This window comes from Kitasatospora sp. NPDC127067 (assembly GCF_042724755.1).
Classification (GTDB): domain Bacteria; phylum Actinomycetota; class Actinomycetes; order Streptomycetales; family Streptomycetaceae; genus Kitasatospora; species Kitasatospora lactacystinica.
Genome location: NZ_JBHXEM010000012.1, coordinates 46439 through 63516 on the forward strand (window position 1 = coordinate 46439; position 17078 = coordinate 63516).

A 17078-nucleotide genomic window follows, 5' to 3' on the forward strand; every position below is an offset into this window, starting at 1 on the left:
CCCGTCAGCCGGAGCCGTAGAACAGCCGGTCCACCACCACCCGGGCCCGCCGGGTGATCCTCCGGTAGTCGTCCAGCAGCTCGCCGCTGTGCCCGGAGCCGTACCCGAGGTAGCGGGCCACCCCGGCCAGCTCCCGGGCCTCCCCCGGGAAGCTGTCCCCGGGCCGGCCGCGCACCAGCATCACCGCCGCCCGCACCCGGGAGGCCAGCACCCAGGCCGCGTCCAGCACCTCGGCGTCCTCCGACCCGACCAGCCCGGCCTGCGCGGCGGCCGCCAGTGCCGCCCTGGTCCGGGTGGTGCGCAGGGCCGGCAGCTCGTGCCCGTGCCGGAGCTGCAGCAGCTGCACCGTCCACTCGACGTCCGCCAGCCCGCCCCGGCCGATCTTGGTGTGGGTGGTCGGGTCGGCCCCGCGCGGCAGCCGCTCGGCCTCGATCCGCGCCTTGATCCGGCGGATCTCCACCAGGTCCCGCTCCGGCACCCCGCCACCGGGGTAGCGCAGCGGGTCGATCAGCTGCCGGAACCGCGCGCCCAGCTCCTCGTCCCCGGCCACCGGCTCGGCCCGCAGCAGCGCCTGGCTCTCCCAGGCGTGCGACCAGCGCCGGTAGTAGGCCGCGTACGAGGCCAGGGTGCGCACCAGCGGGCCGCTGCGGCCCTCCGGCCGCAGGTCGGCGTCGACCAGCAGCGGCGGCTCGGTGGAGGGCGCGCCCAGCTGGGTGCGCAGCTCGTGGCAGACCGCCTGGGCGGCCCGGGCCGCCTCCTCCTCCAGCGAGCCGAGCAGCGGCTCGTGGACGAAGAGCACGTCCGCGTCCGAGCCGTAGCCCAGTTCGTGGCCGCCGAAGCGGCCCATCGCGATCACCGAGATCCGGGTCGGCAGGTCCCCGTGCTCGGCCTCCCACCCGGCGACGCAGGCGCGCAGCGCGCCGCCCAGGGTGGCGGCGTTGAGCGCGGTGAGCGCCTCTCCCGCGGTGTCCAGCGCCTCGGCGGGGTCCTCCCCGAGCCGCCCGAGCACGTCCGCCGCGGCGGTGCGGAACAGCTCCCGGCGGCGCACCGAACGGGCGGCGGCCACCGCGGCGTGGGTGGACCCGGCCCGGCCGACGGCGGCCAGCACCTCCGACTGCAGCGCCGCCCGGCCGCGCGGCTCCAGACCGCGCGGATCGCCCAGCATGGCCACCGCCTCGGGGGCGCGCAGCAGCAGGTCGGGGGCGAGCCGGCCGGCCGACAGCACCCGGGCCAGCTGCTCGGCGGCGGCGCTCTCGTCCCGCAGCAGCCGCAGGTACCAGGGCGTGCGGCCGAGCGCGTCGGAGACCTGGCGGAAGTTGAGCAGCCCGGCGTCCGGGTCGGCGGACTCGGCGAACCAGCCGAGCAGCACCGGCAGCAGGGTCCGCTGGATCGCGGCCTTGCGGCTCACCCCGGAGGCGAGCGCGCTGAGGTGCCGCAGCGCGGCCGCCGGGTCCGCGTAGCCCAGCGCCTCCAGCCGGGCCCGGGCCGCGTCCGGGCTCAGCCCGGTGGCGCCCTGCGGCAGTTCGGCGACGGCGTCCAGCAGCGGCCGGTAGAACAGCTTCTCGTGCAGCCGCCGGACCTCCATCGCGTGCCGCTTCCACTCGCGCTGCAGCGCGGCCACCGGGTCGGCGCGGGTGTCGTCGTTGATCAGCGCCGCCAGCGAGCGGGCCAGCCGGCGCAGGTCCTCGTCGGCGGTGGGCATCAGGTGGGTGCGGCGCAGCCGGTACAGCTGGATGCGGTGCTCCAGCGAGCGCAGGAAGCGGTACGCGGCGTCCAGCGAGGCGGCGTCCGCCCGGCCCACGTACCCGCCCCGGGAGAGGGCGGCCAGCGCCTCCAGGGTGTTGCCGCTGCGCAGCGCCGGGTCGGTGCGGCCGTGCACCAGCTGGAGCAGCTGGACGGAGAACTCGACGTCGCGCAGCCCGCCCGGGCCGAGCTTGAGCTGGCGGTCCAGCTCGGTGGCCGGGATGGAGTCGATCACCCGGCGGCGCATCTGCTGCACGTCGGCGACGAAGTTCTCCCGGGCGGCGGCCTGCCAGACCATCGGGGCAAGCGCCTCGACGTACGCGGCGCCGAGTTCCGCGTCCCCGGCGACCGGGCGGGCCTTGAGCAGCGCCTGGAACTCCCAGGTCTTGGCCCAGCGCTGGTAGTAGGCGAGGTGGCTGGCGAGGGTGCGCACCAGCGGGCCGTTGCGCCCCTCGGGGCGCAGGTTGGCGTCCACCGGCCAGATCGTGCCCTCGCCGGTGGTGTCCGCGCACAGCCGGGTGAGGGCGGCGGCCAGCCGGGTCGCGGCCCTGATCGCCTCCGGCTCGTCCACGCCCTCGCGCGGCTCGGCGACGAAGACCACGTCCACGTCCGAGACGTAGTTGAGCTCGCGGCCGCCGCACTTGCCCATGCCGATCACGGCGAGCCGGCAGGCCGCGGCGGCCTCCGGGTCCTGCTCGGCGGCGAGGTCCAGGGCGGTCTGGAGGGTGGCACCGGCCAGGTCGGCGAGTTCGGCGGCGGTCTGCGCGAGGTCGGTGGTGCCGGTGAGGTCGCGGGCGGCGATGGCGAGCAGACAGCGGCGGTAGGCGACGCGCAGCGCGTTGGCGGGGCCGAGGGCGTCGTCCCGGACGCCTTCGGCGAGGGCGCGGCGGAAGTCCTCCGGGCCGGGGTGCATGTCGCGCAGTTCGAAGGTGACCAGCACGTGCCAGTCGTGCGGGTGCCGGGCCAGGTGGTCGCCGAGCGCGGTGGAGACGCCGAGCACGCCGAGCAGCCGGTCGCGCAGCGGCTTGGAGGTGGTGAGGGTGTCGCGCAGGGTGTGCCGGTCGGCCTCGTCGGCGGCCTCCAGCAGCCGGGCCAGGCCGAGCAGCGCGAGGTCGGGGTCGGCGGTGGCGCCGAGCGCGTCCAGCAGCAGCGGGTCGTCGGCCAGGCCCTCCAGCCCGGGGCCCTCCAGCAGCCGCACCGCCCTCGCCGGGTCGGTGAACCCGCGCCGGACCAGCCGGTTCTCCGGCCGGCTGACCCGGCTCCCGGCCCGCTGCTCCTCGACCGCCATCGACCCCTCCGTCCGTCCGAGGACCGTCCTCGCACCCGCGTCCTCAGGACCCGCCCCCGGATTCCCTGCCGGGTCCGAGCCGCGGGCCCTAGCAGGCTACGCGCCCCCGGTGCCCGCCGCCGGACGCGCCCGCCGGGTGGACACGGCCGGCCCCTCGACCGCCGTAGGCGTGACCTCGTCCCGGCCGCGCTCGTTCAGCCGGGCGCCGCAGCACTGCCCGCGGCCCCGCCCCCTCCTCCGGAGCGCCGATGCCCACGACCGGCCCCGCCCGCCTGCCCTCGCTCACCGGGCTGCGCTTCTGGGCGGCCCTGCTGGTGGTGCTCTACCACCTCTCCCACAAGGTGGGCACGCTTCCGGTGCTCGGCCCGCTCGCCTGGTACGGCCGTTCGGGTGTGACGTTCTTCTTCGTGCTCTCCGGCTTCGTGCTGGCCTGGACGTACGGGGCCTCGCCCGCCCCGGCCGGGGCCCTGACCTTCGCCCGCCGCCGCTTCGCCCGGATCTGGCCGCTGCACCTGCTGGCCACCGTGCTGTCCCTGGGCGCGGACGCGGCGATCGGCGCGGTGCTTCCGGTGGTGGCCGCGCTCTGGTCGCTGGCGCTGGTGCACCCGTGGGCGCTGCCCACCGTGTACGGCGGCAACCCGGCCTCCTGGTCGCTGGGCGCCGAGGCCTGGTTCTATCTGCTGTTCCCGCCGCTGCTGCGCCTGCTGGCCCCGCGCCGGCGCGCCTGGCTGCCGCTCGCGGCCCTGTGCACCGCGCTCGGCCCGGTGCTCTGGGCGGCCGGCGCCCTGCTGCCCGCCGACCCGACGGTGCGCGGCTGGCTGCTGGACTACCTGCCGCTGTCCCGGACCCCGCAGTTCGTCCTCGGCGTGGTCACCGGCCTGGCCGTGCGGCACGGCGCGCTCCCCCGGGTGCGGTCGGCGCGGTCGGGGCTCCTGCCGGCGGCCGCCGCCGTGGCGCTCTGGCACCTGCTGCTGGTCCCCTGGCACGCCGCCGTCCCGGACGCCTTCTGGTACGGCCCGTACAGCGCCTCCCAGTTGCTCCCCGCGCCGCTGTTCGCGGCCCTGCTGGCGGCCGCCGCCCGGCGCGACGCCGCCGGGTGCCCGCCCCGGCCGCTGGCGGGCCGCGCGGCCGTCCGGCTCGGCGAGTGGTCGTTCGCCTGGTACCTGGTGCACGAGATCGGCATCCGCTGCTGGCTGTCCGTCCAGGGCCGCCCGGCGCCGGGGGCCGCGACGCTCGGTGTCTGGCTGCTGCTGGCCGGCGGTTCGCTGGCCGCCGCGGGCGTGCTGTACCGCTGGGTGGAGCGCCCCTGCGAGCGGCTGCTGCGCGGCGCCGACCGGGGCCGGGACGCGGCGGCGCCGCTGCCGACCCGCGCGGTGCGGGTGGGGCGGCAGCGGCGCCGTGGTGCGACGGGGGATCAGCCCTCGGTGGAGCCGTCCAGGTTGACGTAGGCGTAGAAGACGCCGAGGTCGTAGCCGTCCTTGTCGGTGTCGAACAGCACCTTGATGTCGGTGTCCCCGTTGCGCAGGAACGGCGAGATGTCCCAGCGGTTGGAGTCGTAGCCGAAGTTGTTGCGGTTGTACGGGGTGCGGACGAACTGGTCGGCCGGGGACAGCTCCTCGATGGTGGAGTTGAACGCGTCGTTGGAGGCGTGGTTGAGGTCCGAGAAGAGTGCCAGGGGGCCGTTGGTGGACTTGATGGCGAGGGTGTCGCCGGTCCACTTGAGGTCGCCGTCGTAGACCACGAAGCCGAGCTTGCCCGCCACCGGGCCGGCGGCCGGGGTCTGCAGCCCGGTGAGGTCGAACTCGCGCGGCGGGCTGTCGGGCAGCTCGACCCGGAAGCCGTCCCACAGGTGGACGTGCCGGTACGGCTTGCACTCGTTCTCGTAGGCGACCACGATCGTCCAGCCGCCCCAGCTGTGCGGCTTCACCACCGAGTCCATGTTGGCGACGGTGTAGGTGCCGTTGCCGGCCTGCCTGACCAGGTCGGTGATGTCGGCGGAGGCCTGGTAGCTGCTCTCCACGTCGGTGGTGATGTAGCCGATGGAGGGCTGGTCGTTGGCGATGTTGCGGTACTCGGGCTCGCCCGGGACCTTCAGGTACACCTCGTCGATCTGGTTCTCCGGCAGCACGACGTCGTCGATGCCGCGGGTGCCGCCCCAGTACAGCCGGGCGTACTTGACCTGGGAGCCGTCGATCAGGCCGAGGTCGGCGGAGCTGGCGGAGTAGATCGCGTCACCGAGCGGGCCGACCGAGCCCGGGTCGATGTTGATGTACTTCATCTCGTACTTGTTGTTGATCGGCCTGGGGCCGAGGCCCTTGCGGGCGTCCAGGCAGGGCGGCTGCTCCGGGTCGAGCGGCGCCTTGGTCTCGTCGCAGGTCATCAGCGAGTTGCTGATCCGGGTGATGGAGCCGTGGAAGTCGCCCGCGAACCGGGTGGTGAAGGGCAGTTGGTTCTCGGCGATCGTGGTGGCCCGCTGCGCGCGCTGTGCGGGCTGGGCTTGCTGTGCGTGCTGGACACCCGCCTCCGGCCCGGAGGGCGTGCCCGAACCACGGGCGTCGGCGATGGTCGGGGCGGCCAGCAGCTGGCCGGCGACGGCGGCGACGGCGGCGCCCGCGACGCAGGTCCGGCGGAGGAGCAGACGGGTGGCGGAGGCACGACTGACGGAGGAGATCATGTGATCCTCTTTCAGGATGGACGGACGAGCAGGCCGGTCGGACCACAACCCTCCGTCACATAAGCATCACATTCCGCCACCGGTGCGGCGATTCCGCCGCAGGTCCACTCCATAGGACGGCCCGCTGCCGCCCTCCTGGGCGACAGCGGGCCGACGGGGGTTTGAGCGGCCGTCACCCGCTCACAGCACCTGGAGGTTCTTCCGCAGCTCGAACGGGGTGACCTCGGAGCGGTACTCCTCCCACTCCTGGCGCTTGTTGCGCAGGAACTGGTGACGGCCCAGGACCGAATCGATCAACCAGACCTGCCGTGGAGCGGTCGTTAGTCGGTGTTGCTGGTCACCGTTGGCTGACCCCGGACGGCCCACAGGCGGCCCAGGAGCGGATGACCGCTTTACAAGGACAGACGTTCGATACCCGGCGTGACCTGAGGCTCCCCTGCCCTGCCTATTCCCCGGCCACCGCACCGCCGGCGGCCACAATTCACCGGCACATACCACCCGTTCTGGCACGCCTGTGGCACGGGAAACACTGAGATGCCGGACAGAGCTACAAGATCACTGAACTGGCTATGGCTGACTAGTAACCACCACCTGGACCGGGATGTCTGTAGATGATCCACCTCGAGGGCCCCACAGCATCACTAGTCCGATGATCACACACTTCCGTACGGCAACGAGTTGGCGACATTCGGTAGCCAAGGCGCAAGTATGCGGCCATACTACTGACCGATGCGTAGCGCGAGGATCTAGCGCACATTGCCAGGGGGTGCCTTATGGCTAGTTCGGAACGCAAGAAGACCGTCGCCTTCTACGAGATTGTTCGCCCCAAAGAGGCCGGCGATATGCGCATGTCCCAAGTGGATTGGCAGGCCGTACTTTCAAATATCGGCGACATTTCGCCACAGCAGCGCCTCTACCGAGACACCAATGATGTCTACTTTGGCGAACCAGTTTCGGCAGGCGGAGAGTATCACCTTGGCCTAGCTCGACTGCGGGACGGTGACATCCAGCAGGTCGACTGGGAGCATGGGCATATCGACCATCTACAGCTTGAAGAGAACCGCAGCATCGTTGACACAACCGTGGCATGCTTTCTCCCCTTTGGAAACGTCATCGGCGTACTTCAGGGCACCATGTCAGCCCCTCGCATCAGCGCTATTCAGAGATGGCTGAACTCTATGGACTCCGGGCTGAATCGCGACATTGCCATCATTCCCCTGATCGGCAAGAGCGCCTGGGAGAAATTGAAGAATGCGGAAGAGGTAAATTTCTTCGAGATGCGGATGCGTCCCGGCCCTGACCTTCTTGCCTCCGAAATCGGCGGCCTCGGAGATATGTCGCGACGCGTTCACAGGCACAACCCAGACGCGCTCATCACCCTAAGCATGAAGATTCCCAAGCAAGGATTCTTTAGCCGCGGCACCCCGCGGGCTCGCGGTGAAAGGCAACTGCGCGAGGATGTGCAGACCTTTATCTCCCAGTATGCCGGACTTGTCGGCCAAAATGGCGCCGTCGATCGCGCCATCGCCCACGTCACGCTTACAAACGCCGACGGCGAACTCGTGGAGGAGAAGATCAATTTCGTCTCCGACCACATCACTTCGCAGAAGCAGGTCGTCATGCGCCGGAGCGAAGGTGGCGCCCCTTGGCACGAGGCCGCCGTACGAGCGATCTTGCAGGTCGCCAACGAGCATGAGCGAGAGCTTCGGGACGCTGTCAGTACCGTGCCCTAGGCTCACAGGAGCCGAAGGGGGAAAGCAATGGCCCGCTGGACATGGATCACCCGATCCACCCATAACGCCTGGAGCGAACACCCAATAAGTGACTGGCTCGCTGCACTTGCCATCACAGCGCTCCATGCCGCGCTCTCACGGAGACATGTTCTTTCTGAACATCCAGCAGATCAACGCATGAGCATCTATGCGACAGTAGCATCAGTTGCCGCAATCATCGGCGGATTTGGCACTGCCGCCATTAGCCAGTACGCCTCCAGCTCCGGTCGCCGCATGACGTTCCTGCGCGCAAGATTCGGCGATAGCCTGCGCCGGAACTGGGTTAGCATCTTGACATCCATGGCGGCGGTAGCAATTGGCTGCCTAGCAGTGATGATTTATGACACACGTGAGTCGATTGGCTGGGCTGGCTGGCTAGTTGAAGCGCTGCTAGCCGTGGGCACTGTCAGGACAGTGCGCCTGATCTGGCTCTTCAGGCTATTGATTGACGTATCGGATCACGATGGAACGAACAGTCAAAACTACGAAGAGGTGCAAGTCGCCAATAGGCGCTCACTAGGAACTCGAAACGGCGAATGAGCTCAGATATCCACAGGGCGGTGGGGCGGATTTGGCCGGTGTCCTGCCTGGTTTGAGGTCGAGCATGATCGGGGGACCGTAAGGCTGTTGCGACTCGGTCAGGCTCTTTGTGCCTGACCGCAATTTAGCCGAGTGGCCCCCCGTTCTTGCTCGACTCGGGTCCCGAGCCTGGGAGGTGGGTAAAACCATGGAGCCGCCCGACCCCAGCCACGGCGGGCTCTAGCCCCGGTTACCCTCCCGGCCACACGTACGACGTGCGCGGCCGGCCGCCGCCGAAGCGGGGCGCAAGACAGGAGCGACGGCGAGCGGCTGGCCACGCGCTGACGCGCTGTATGCGCCCTTGACTCCCTCGCCGCGAAGGGCCTTGTCGAATCGCGCCCCGGAGCCGGATGGGTCGTCGTAGACGCCAAGCTGAGGCCTCCGGTACTCGATCAGCTCACCGCGCTGATCCGCCAGCTCGAAATCGGGGCGGACTTCCCCTCGGAGAAGGAGCTCACCGAGACAACTGGCGCCGCAAGAGGCACCGTACGGCGAGCCCTCGCACAGCTGGAGGGCGCTGGCGTTCTCGAAGTGTGCCCTGGAAGGGGTCGACGCGTCCGCACCCTTCCCGCCGATCACTGAATGCGGAGGATCTGAACAACCAGTACGGCCCGGCCGGAAGCAGCACTTCGTGCTGGGCCGCGTCGTGGTGGCCCGGCAACGCGATGGTGGCTGGGGAGCCCGGCGATCGCCCTGCTCTAGCGCTCGACGGCCCACAGACGGCCCCGGGCGAGTGAGAAGCCTCCTGGGTCGGCGACACGACGTCGCCGACCCAGGGCTCTCGCTCGCCCGGAGAAGCGCTCTGCCCTGCCGCTCACAGCACCTGGAGGTTCTTCCGCAGCTCGAACGGGGTGACCTCGGAGCGGTACTCCTCCCACTCCTGGCGCTTGTTGCGCAGGAAGAAGTCGAAGACGTGCTCGCCGAGGGTCTCGGCGACGAGTTCGCTGCGCTGCATCAGGTCGATGGCCTCGCCGAGGTTCTGCGGCATCGGCTGGATGCCGAGGGCGCGGCGCTCGGAGTCGGACAGCGCCCACACGTCGTCGTCGGCGCCGGGCGGGAGCTCGTAGCCCTCCTCGATGCCCTTCAGGCCGGCCGCGAGGGTGACGGCGTAGGCGAGGTACGGGTTGCAGCCGGTGTCCAGGGAGCGGACCTCGATCCGGGTGGAGCCCTGCTTGCCCGGCTTGTACATCGGCACCCGGATCAGCGCCGAGCGGTTGTTGTGGCCCCAGCAGATGTAGGACGGCGCCTCGCCGCCGGCCCCGGCGGTGCGCTGGGAACCGCCCCAGATCCGCTTGTAGGAGTTCACCCACTGGTTGGTGACGGCGGCGGTCTCGGCGGCGTGCTTCAGCAGGCCCGCGATGAAGGACCGGCCGACCTTGGACAGCTGGTACTCGGCGCCGGACTCGTGGAACGCGTTGCGGTCGCCCTCGAACAGCGAGACGTGGGTGTGCATGCCGCTGCCGGGGTGCTCGGAGAACGGCTTGGGCATGAAGCTCGCGTGCACGCCCTGCTCCAGCGCGACCTCCTTCATGACCAGCCGGAAGGTCATGATGTTGTCGGCGGTGGACAGCGCGTCGGCGTAGCGCAGGTCGATCTCCTGCTGGCCGGGGGCGCCCTCGTGGTGCGAGAACTCGACCGAGATGCCCATCGACTCCAGCATGGTGATCGCCTGTCGGCGGAAGTCGTGGCCCACCCCGCGCGGGGTGTGGTCGAAGTAGCCGGAGTGGTCGGCGGGGATCGGCGGGGTGCCGTCGCCGGGCAGGTTCTTCAGCAGGAAGAACTCGATCTCCGGGTGGGTGTAGAAGGTGAAGCCCTGCGCGGAGGCCTTCTCCAGGGTGCGCTTGAGCACGAACCGGGGGTCGGCGTAGGACGGCGATCCGTCCGGCATCAGGATGTCGCAGAACATCCGGGCGGTGCCCGGGGTCTCCGAGCGCCACGGCAGGATCTGGAAGGTGGTCGGGTCCGGCTTGGCGATCATGTCGGACTCGTACACCCGGGCGAAGCCCTCGATCGCCGAGCCGTCGAACCCGATGCCCTCCTCGAAGGCCTGCTCCAGTTCGGCCGGCGCCACCGCGACCGACTTCAGGAACCCGAGCACGTCGGTGAACCACAGCCGGACGAACCGGATGTCACGCTCTTCGAGCGTCCGAAGCACGAACTGCTGCTGCTTGCCCATGGGGACAGTCTCACCTCTGCTCTTTACGCTCGTGTTACGCCCCGGAGGCCGTGGAAAGACCTCGTAAAGCGGTTGCCCCCATCATGGCCGATCCCCGCCCGGCCCGGCAGCGCCGACCCCCGCCGCAGGCTCCCGCCCAGGACATCGCGTCAGTTGGACGATTACACTCGGGGCATGCCCAATCTCCGTCTCGCCCTGAGCCAGATCGACCCCTGGGTCGGTGACCTCGCCCGCAACGGCGACGAGGTGGTGCGCTGGACCAAGCGGGCCGCGGAGGCCGGCGCGCAGCTGGTCGCCTTCCCCGAGATGGCCCTCACCGGGTACCCGGTGGAGGACCTCGCCCTGCGCCACTCCTTCATCGAGGCCTCCCGCGCCGCGCTGGTCGAGCTGGCCGGCCGCCTGGCCGCGGAGGGGCTGGGCGAGGTCCCGGTGGTGGTCGGCTACCTCGGGCGCTCCGAGCACGCCTCGCCGCGCTTCAACCGTCCGGCCGGCTCCCCGCAGAACTGCGCCGCGGTGCTGCACCGGGGCGAGGTGGTGACCCGGTTCGCCAAGCACCACCTGCCCAACTACGGCGTGTTCGACGAGTTCCGCTGGTTCGTCCCCGGCGACCAGCTGCCGGTGCTGCGGCTGCACGGGGTGGACGTCGCGCTGGCCGTCTGCGAGGACATCTGGCAGGACGGCGGCCGGGTCACCGCCGCCCGCGAGGCCGGCGCCGGGCTGCTGCTGGTGATCAACGGCTCCCCGTACGAGCGGAACAAGGACGACCAGCGGCTGGAGCTGGTGCGCCGCCGGGCGGCCGAGGCGGGCTGCACCCTGGCGTACGTCAACATGGTCGGCGGCCAGGACGAGCTGGTCTTCGACGGCGACTCGATCGTGGTCGGCGCGGGCGGCGAAGTCCTGGCCCGCTCCCCGCAGTTCGAGGAGCACCTGCTGGTGCTGGACCTCGACCTGCCGCCCGCCGCGGGGGACGACACCGACGGACTGCTGCTGAGCGACGGGCTGCACCTGGTCCGCACCGAGCTGGGCGGCGAACCGCAGGACGCGCCCGCCGGGAGGCTCACCGCCGGGGTGGCGCCGCGGCGGTCCGACGAGGCCGAGATCTGGGCCGCGCTGGTCTCCGGCACCCGGGCGTACGTGACCAAGAACGGCTTCTCGTCCGTGCTGATCGGCCTCTCCGGCGGCATCGACTCGGCGCTGGTGGCCGCGATCGCGGTGGACGCGGTGGGCGCGCGGAACGTGCACGGCGTCTCGATGCCCAGCCGCTACTCCTCCCAGCACTCCCGGGACGACGCGGCCGAGCTGGCCCGCCGCACCGGACTGCCCCTGCGGACCGTCTCCATCGCCCCGATGTTCGACGCCTACCTGGCGGCGACCGAGCTGACCGGCCTCGCCGAGGAGAACCTCCAGTCCCGGCTGCGCGGCACCCTGCTGATGGCGATCTCCAACCAGGAGGGGCACATCGTGCTCGCGCCCGGCAACAAGAGCGAGCTGGCGGTCGGCTACTCGACGCTGTACGGCGACTCGGTGGGCGCCTACGGACCCATCAAGGACGTCTACAAGTCACTGGTGTTCCGGCTGGCCCGCTGGCGCAACGAGGAGGCCGTGCGGCGCGGCGAGGTGCCGCCGATCCCGGAGCACACCATCACCAAGCCGCCGTCCGCCGAGCTGCGGCCGGACCAGGTGGACACCGACTCGCTGCCCGACTACGACCTGCTGGACGGCGTGCTGGCCCGCTACATCGAGGGCGACGAGGGCCGGGACTCGATCGTGGCGGACGGCTTCGACCCGGCCGTGGTGGACCGGGTGGTCCGGCTGGTCGACAGTGCCGAGTACAAGCGGCGCCAGTACCCGCCGGGCCCGAAGGTCTCGGCCAAGAACTTCGGCCGGGACCGCCGCCTGCCGATCACCAACCGCTGGCGGCGCGGCTGACCGCTACGCCGAGTACCGGTAGGTGGCGGCCACCGCGAGGTGGTCGCTGCCGTCCCGGGACAGGGTGCGGGAGTCCACCGGCGTGAGCCCGCCCTTGCTCATGATCTGGTCGATCCGGGCCATCGGGAAGGCCGCCGGCCAGCTGAAGCCGAAGCCGTCGCCGGCGGCGCCCTGGGCCGAGCGCATCTGCGAGGTGACCGGCGCCAGGCTGCGGTCGTTCATGGTGCCGTTGAGGTCGCCGAGCAGCAGGACCTTCTTCAGCGGCTCGGCGTGGATCGCGTTGCCGAGCGCCTGCGCGCTGAGGTCCCGCTGGTTGACGGTGAAGCCGCCCTCGGCCTTCAGCCGCACCGAGGGCAGGTGCGCCACGTACACGGCGACCGGGCCCTGCGGGGTGGTGACCTCGGCCCGGAAGGCCCTGGTCCAGCCCATCTTCAGGTCCACCGGGGAGATGTCCCCGATCGGGTACTTCGACCAGAGCCCGACCGTGCCCTCCACGGTGTGGTACGGGTAGGCGCCGGCGAGCCCGGTCTCGTACGAGCGCAGCTGCCGGCCGGCCAGCTCCTGCAGGGCGACGATCTGGGCGCCGGAGTCCACCAGGGTGCGGACGGTGCCCGGCACGTCGGTGTTGGCGGCGGCGACGTTGTGGCTGACCACCGTCCAGTCGCCCTTGCCGCCGCTCTTGTCGGACAGCAGCCCGCCGAACAGGTTGACCCAGAGCACGACGGGCAGCAGCAGGGCCAGCAGCGCGGTGGCGGAGCGGCGCAGCAGCGCGGGTACCAGCAGCACCGGGACGGCCAGGCCCAGCCAGGGCAGGAAGGTCTCCAGCAGGCTGCCGAGGTTGCCGACGCTGTTGGGCACCTCGGCGTGGAAGGCGAGCAGCGCGGCGGTGAGCACGGCCAGCGCGGCGACCACCAGGCCGCGCCGCCAGGTGCCGCTGCCGCGGGCGTCCCGGCCCCAGTGGCGCAGGCCGAGGAAGCCGCCGCGACGCACCGCGGGGGCCGGGCCGTCGGCGTCGCCCCCGGGGGCCGCGATCCGCTCGGTCCTGTCCGCCTGCGCCATGAAGTGGCTCCCGTCGCTCGTGCCGTCGCCGCTCCGGTGTCTGGCCCGTCGTCGGGCGGGCACTCACCGGACCGGTGCCGGTTTGATCGATTGTCCGGCTCAGCCTATGCCGGGACAGACGTCGGTCCCGCTGAGCGGGTTCCGGCGTGGCCCGGTTTGGTGAGCGAGGCCACGTTCGGGCGGCGCGGGTCGGGCGGGGTCAGCGGGGTGCGAGGCCTTCGAGCACGGAGTCGACCAGCTTGCGGGCCAGGTCCGGGTCCTCCAGGTCGGAGTCGTCCCACAGGATGCTGCGGTAGAGGATCGGCCCCATCAGGAGGTCGTTGAGCAGCTCCAGGTCGAGGTCGTCGCGGATCACGCCCTCGGCGACGGCCTGGCGGATCAGGCGGAGCCCGACCTCCCGGCGCGGCTTGATCACCCGCTCCCGGTACGCGGAGTACAGCTCGGGCAGGGTCTGCATCTGGCCGAGGGCGGCCTTGAGCACCCAGCGGGTGCGCTTGGCCAGGCCGCGCCGGCGGATGTGGTCGACCAGGGCGATCAGGTCGGCCCGGGCGCCGGCGCCGGTGGGCGCCGGCAGCGGCTCCTCCAGCCGGCTGACCACGTCGACCAGCAGAGCCTCCTTGTTGGACCAGCGCCGGTAGATGGTGGCCTTGCCGACGCCGCCGGCGGCGGCGATGCCCTCGATGGTGAGCTCGGACAGCGCGGTACCGCCGGCCATCAGGTCCTCGACGGCCGTGAAGATGGCCTGCTCGGCTGCCTCGCTCCGGGGCCGGCCACGGCGTACCTCCGCGCAGTGCTGCCCGGTGTCGGCGGTCGGCGTGTCCGTCTTCATCCCCGCTGTCTCTCCCTCGCTCTCCCCGGCGGCGCTGGCGCCGTGGGGTGTCCCTCGGTGGGTCCGCGGCGGGGGCCCGCCCCGGACCGAGGCCCTGCCGCCCGGGGCGCACCCGGGCGGCAGGGCCATTGTCGCTCAGTCACGGTGGGCCCGGCCGCTGGTCAGGCCTCCGCGGCCGCGGCCTCGCGCTCCTGGCCGCGCTGTTCGGGGGCCGGGCCGGCCGGGCCGGCGGGGGCGGCCGAGCGGCGCGGCAGCAGGAACCAGGCGACGACGGCGCCGATCACCGAGACGCCCGCCGAGAGCGAGGCCACCACGTGCATGGCGTGGACGAAGGCGTCGTTCGCCGGGGCGATCAGCGCCTGGCCGCCGGGGATGCGGTCGGCGATGGCCAGGGTGGCCTCCAGCGACTCGCCGGCCTTGTCGCGCAGGCCCTCGGGCAGGTGGGTCAGGGTGTCGGCCATCCCGTCGCGGTAGACGGTGGAGAGCACCGCGCCGAGCACGGCGACCCCGAGCGAGCCGCCGACCTGGCGGAAGGTGTTGTTGACGGCCGAGCCGGCGCCGGCCTTCTCCCGGGGCAGCGAGGCCATGATCGCGACGGTGACCGGCGGCATGACGTGTGCCATGCCGGCGCCCATCACCAGGCCGAGCACGACCAGCACCCAGATCGGGGTGGTGGCGGTCAGCACGACGTAGCCGACGAAGCCGACCGCGACCAGCAGCATGCCGCAGGTCGCGGTGGCGGCGACGCCGAAGCGGTCGACCACCAGCCGGGCCCGCGGGGCGAACACCAGCTGGGCGGCGGCCAGCGGCAGCATCAGCACACCGGCCTGGAGCGCGCTGTAGCCGCGCACGCTCTGGATGTAGAAGACGCCGAAGAACGAGACGCCCATCAGCGCGAAGAAGATCACGCCGACGACCACCACGGACGCGCTGAACACCTTGTTGCGGAACCAGGTGACGTCCAGCGCGGGGAACGCGGTGCGGCGCTCGAACCAGACGAAGGCGACCAGCGCGACCACGCCGACCAGGGTCGGCGCCCAGGCCTCGACCGCGGTGAAGTCGGCCAGCTCGCCGCCCTTGATGATGCCGTAGATCAGCGCGACCAGGCCGACGATCGACAGCAGCACGCCGATCGGGTCCATCCGGCCCGGGCTGGGGTCCTTGGACTCGGGGACCAGGATCACCATCGCGATCACCGCGACGACCACGATCGGGACGTTGATCAGGAAGACCGAGCCCCACCAGAAGTGCTCGATCAGCAGGCCGCCGGTGATCGGGCCGATGGCGATGGCCAGGCCGACGGCGCCGGCCCAGATCCCGATCGCCTTGGGCTGCTCGGAGCGCTCGAAGACGTTCATGATGATCGCCAGCGTGGCGGGCATCGCGAGCGCGCCGCCGACGCCCATCAGGGCGCGGTAGCCGATGAGTTCACCGGGCGAGGCGGCAAGCGCGGACAGCAGCGAGGCGATGCCGAAGACCACCATGCCGGCCAGCAGCGCGCGCTTGCGGCCGAACCGGTCGCCGAGCAGGCCGGAGGTGAACAGCAGCCCGGCGAAGACCAGGGTGTAGGAGTTGATCGACCATTCCAGGTCGCTCTGGGTGGCCCCGAGACCGACCGGCGCGGGCGTCGCGATGGTCTTCATCGCGACGTTGAGGATCGAGTTGTCGAGCACGACGACGAGCAGGGCGAGCAGCAGGGTGCCGAGGATCGCCCAGCGCCGACGGTGGATGGCTTCCGGCACGCGGGGTGGCGCGGCTGCGGTGGTCATGGGTGTTTCCCGTCCGTGGTGGTGTGGCACTGGCGGGCATTCCGAGCCGCATACGTCTCGTAACCCCCCGCACCAGAGTAGCGGGCGATACGATACGAGACGAATCCGTTTCGTAAAGAGCAGGCAAATTCGGCGGCCGCCCGCGCACCCCGACGGGGGCGACCCGCGCGCCCGGTGTGTCCTGGATCGCACCGGGACGCCCGCACCCCTCTTTGCGCGGGCGCCGGGGCGTGCAAGCATGGAGGTGATCCGGGGACGCCGTACGGCGCCACGAGACGACAACCCTTCAGGAGTCCGTTCGATGAACGCTTCTACGCCTTCGCCTGCCCAGAACCAGGCGTCGACCGCCACCCTCTACGGCGGGGTCACCAACCGCCGTGTCACCGTCCGCGACCTCGCCGCCGCCAAGCAGCGCGGCGAGAAGTGGTCGATGCTCACCGCCTACGACGCCCTCACCGCGGGCGTGTTCGACGAGGCCGGCATCCCGGTGCTGCTGGTCGGCGACTCGGCGGGCAACTGCCACCTCGGCTACGAGACCACCGTCCCGGTGACCATGGATCAGATGGTGATGCTCTCCGCCGCCGTCGTCCGCGGCACCAAGCGGTCCATGATCGTCGCCGACCTGCCGTTCGGCTCGTACCAGGAGTCCCCCGCGCAGGCCATGCACAACGCGGCCCGGCTGATGAAGGAGGCCGGGGTCGGCGCGGTCAAGCTGGAGGGCGGGGAGCGCAGCGCCCGCTCGATCGAGCTGCTGGTCGAGGCCGGCGTCCCGGTGATGGCCCACATCGGCCTCACCCCGCAGTCCGTGCACGCCCTCGGCGGCTACCCCGTCCAGGGCCGCGGCGACGAGGCGGCGCACCAGCTGCTGCGCGACGCCAAGGCCGTCCAGCAGGCGGGCGCCTTCGCCGTGGTGCTGGAGGCCGTCCCGGCCGAGCTGGCCGCCCAGGCCACCGAGCAGCTGGCGATCCCGACCGTCGGCATCGGCGGCGGACCGGACACCGACGCCCAGGTGCTGGTCTGGACCGACATGGCCGGCATGACGGCCGGCCGGGTGCCCAAGTTCGTCAAGCAGTACGCCGACCTGCGGACCGTCCTCGGCGACGCCGCCCGGGCGTACGCCGAGGACGTGCGCTCCGGCGCCTTCCCGGCGGCGGAGCACAGCTTCCACTGACGCCCGCTCCTCGCGGCCCCGTTCCGGTTCGGAGCGGGGCCGCTGCCGTACCCGGGGGCCGATGTCGTAGCCCCGGCCGCTGCCGTACC

General features: G+C 71.6%; 12 protein-coding genes and 1 pseudogene. 6 read left to right on the forward strand and 7 right to left on the reverse strand.

Annotated elements, in window-relative coordinates; genetic code table 11:
* Positions 1–4: 4 nt before the first annotated feature.
* Positions 5–3031, reverse strand: coding sequence for a bifunctional [glutamine synthetase] adenylyltransferase/[glutamine synthetase]-adenylyl-L-tyrosine phosphorylase (locus tag ACFWJ4_RS07535; protein WP_380540331.1), 3027 nt, complete (start codon positions 3029–3031; stop codon positions 5–7).
* 248 nt (positions 3032–3279) lie between these two features.
* Here ACFWJ4_RS07535 and ACFWJ4_RS07540 point away from each other — a divergent pair, with 248 nt between their 5' ends.
* The gene (locus ACFWJ4_RS07540) at positions 3280–4479 is read left to right on the forward strand and encodes an acyltransferase family protein (protein ID WP_380540334.1); all 1200 of its coding nucleotides are present in this window, start codon (positions 3280–3282) and stop codon (positions 4477–4479) included.
* Here the strand turns inward: ACFWJ4_RS07540 and ACFWJ4_RS07545 are convergent.
* Positions 4446–5705, reverse strand: coding sequence for a hypothetical protein (locus ACFWJ4_RS07545; protein ID WP_380540337.1), 1260 nt, complete (start codon positions 5703–5705; stop codon positions 4446–4448). The two genes, ACFWJ4_RS07540 and ACFWJ4_RS07545, sit on opposite strands and share 34 nt — an antisense overlap.
* A 180-nt stretch (positions 5706–5885) precedes the next feature.
* Positions 5886–5975: pseudogene (locus ACFWJ4_RS07550) on the reverse strand (glutamine synthetase); the annotation flags it as partial.
* Between the two features lie 503 nt (positions 5976–6478).
* On the opposite strand from ACFWJ4_RS07550, the gene ACFWJ4_RS07555 reads away from it, so the two are divergent.
* The 3 genes from ACFWJ4_RS07555 to ACFWJ4_RS07565 all read left to right on the forward strand — a co-directional run bounded on the left by ACFWJ4_RS07555 (position 6479) and on the right by ACFWJ4_RS07565 (position 8638).
* On the forward strand, positions 6479–7438 hold the full coding sequence (locus ACFWJ4_RS07555) for a hypothetical protein (protein WP_380540340.1): 960 nt from the start codon (positions 6479–6481) through the stop codon (positions 7436–7438).
* Positions 7439–7465: 27 nt separating this feature from the next.
* Entirely contained in the window at positions 7466–8017 is a 552-nt protein-coding gene (locus ACFWJ4_RS07560) for a hypothetical protein (protein WP_380540343.1), read from the forward strand.
* Between the two features lie 411 nt (positions 8018–8428).
* Positions 8429–8638 carry a GntR family transcriptional regulator gene (locus ACFWJ4_RS07565; protein WP_380540468.1) on the forward strand — a complete coding sequence of 70 codons (210 nt, stop codon included), beginning with the start codon at positions 8429–8431 and terminating at the stop codon, positions 8636–8638.
* A 232-nt stretch (positions 8639–8870) separates the two neighbouring features.
* On the opposite strand, the gene glnA is transcribed toward ACFWJ4_RS07565, so the two are convergent.
* Positions 8871–10232 carry a type I glutamate--ammonia ligase gene (gene glnA, locus ACFWJ4_RS07570; protein WP_380540346.1) on the reverse strand — a complete coding sequence of 454 codons (1362 nt, stop codon included), beginning with the start codon at positions 10230–10232 and terminating at the stop codon, positions 8871–8873.
* A gap of 174 nt (positions 10233–10406) precedes the next feature.
* Between glnA and ACFWJ4_RS07575 the strand changes: the two genes are divergently transcribed.
* A complete protein-coding gene (locus tag ACFWJ4_RS07575) occupies positions 10407–12161 on the forward strand; it encodes an NAD+ synthase (RefSeq protein ID WP_359896942.1) in 1755 nt (584 codons plus the stop codon).
* A 3-nt stretch (positions 12162–12164) separates the two neighbouring features.
* Here ACFWJ4_RS07575 and ACFWJ4_RS07580 read toward each other — a convergent pair whose 3' ends face one another.
* The 3 genes from ACFWJ4_RS07580 to ACFWJ4_RS07590 all read right to left on the reverse strand — a co-directional run bounded on the left by ACFWJ4_RS07580 (position 12165) and on the right by ACFWJ4_RS07590 (position 15818).
* Complete coding sequence (locus ACFWJ4_RS07580; protein ID WP_380540349.1) at positions 12165–13220, reverse strand: endonuclease/exonuclease/phosphatase family protein; 1056 nt, start codon at positions 13218–13220, stop codon at positions 12165–12167.
* Positions 13221–13419: 199 nt separating this feature from the next.
* Positions 13420–14049, reverse strand: a complete 630-nt coding sequence (locus tag ACFWJ4_RS07585) for a TetR/AcrR family transcriptional regulator (protein WP_380540352.1) — start codon at positions 14047–14049, stop codon at positions 13420–13422.
* A gap of 161 nt (positions 14050–14210) precedes the next feature.
* Complete coding sequence (locus tag ACFWJ4_RS07590; protein WP_380540355.1) at positions 14211–15818, reverse strand: MFS transporter; 1608 nt, start codon at positions 15816–15818, stop codon at positions 14211–14213.
* Between the two features lie 301 nt (positions 15819–16119).
* On the opposite strand from ACFWJ4_RS07590, the gene panB reads away from it, so the two are divergent.
* On the forward strand, positions 16120–16989 hold the full coding sequence (gene panB, locus ACFWJ4_RS07595; RefSeq protein ID WP_380540358.1) for a 3-methyl-2-oxobutanoate hydroxymethyltransferase: 870 nt from the start codon (positions 16120–16122) through the stop codon (positions 16987–16989).
* Positions 16990–17078: the final 89 nt, after the last annotated feature.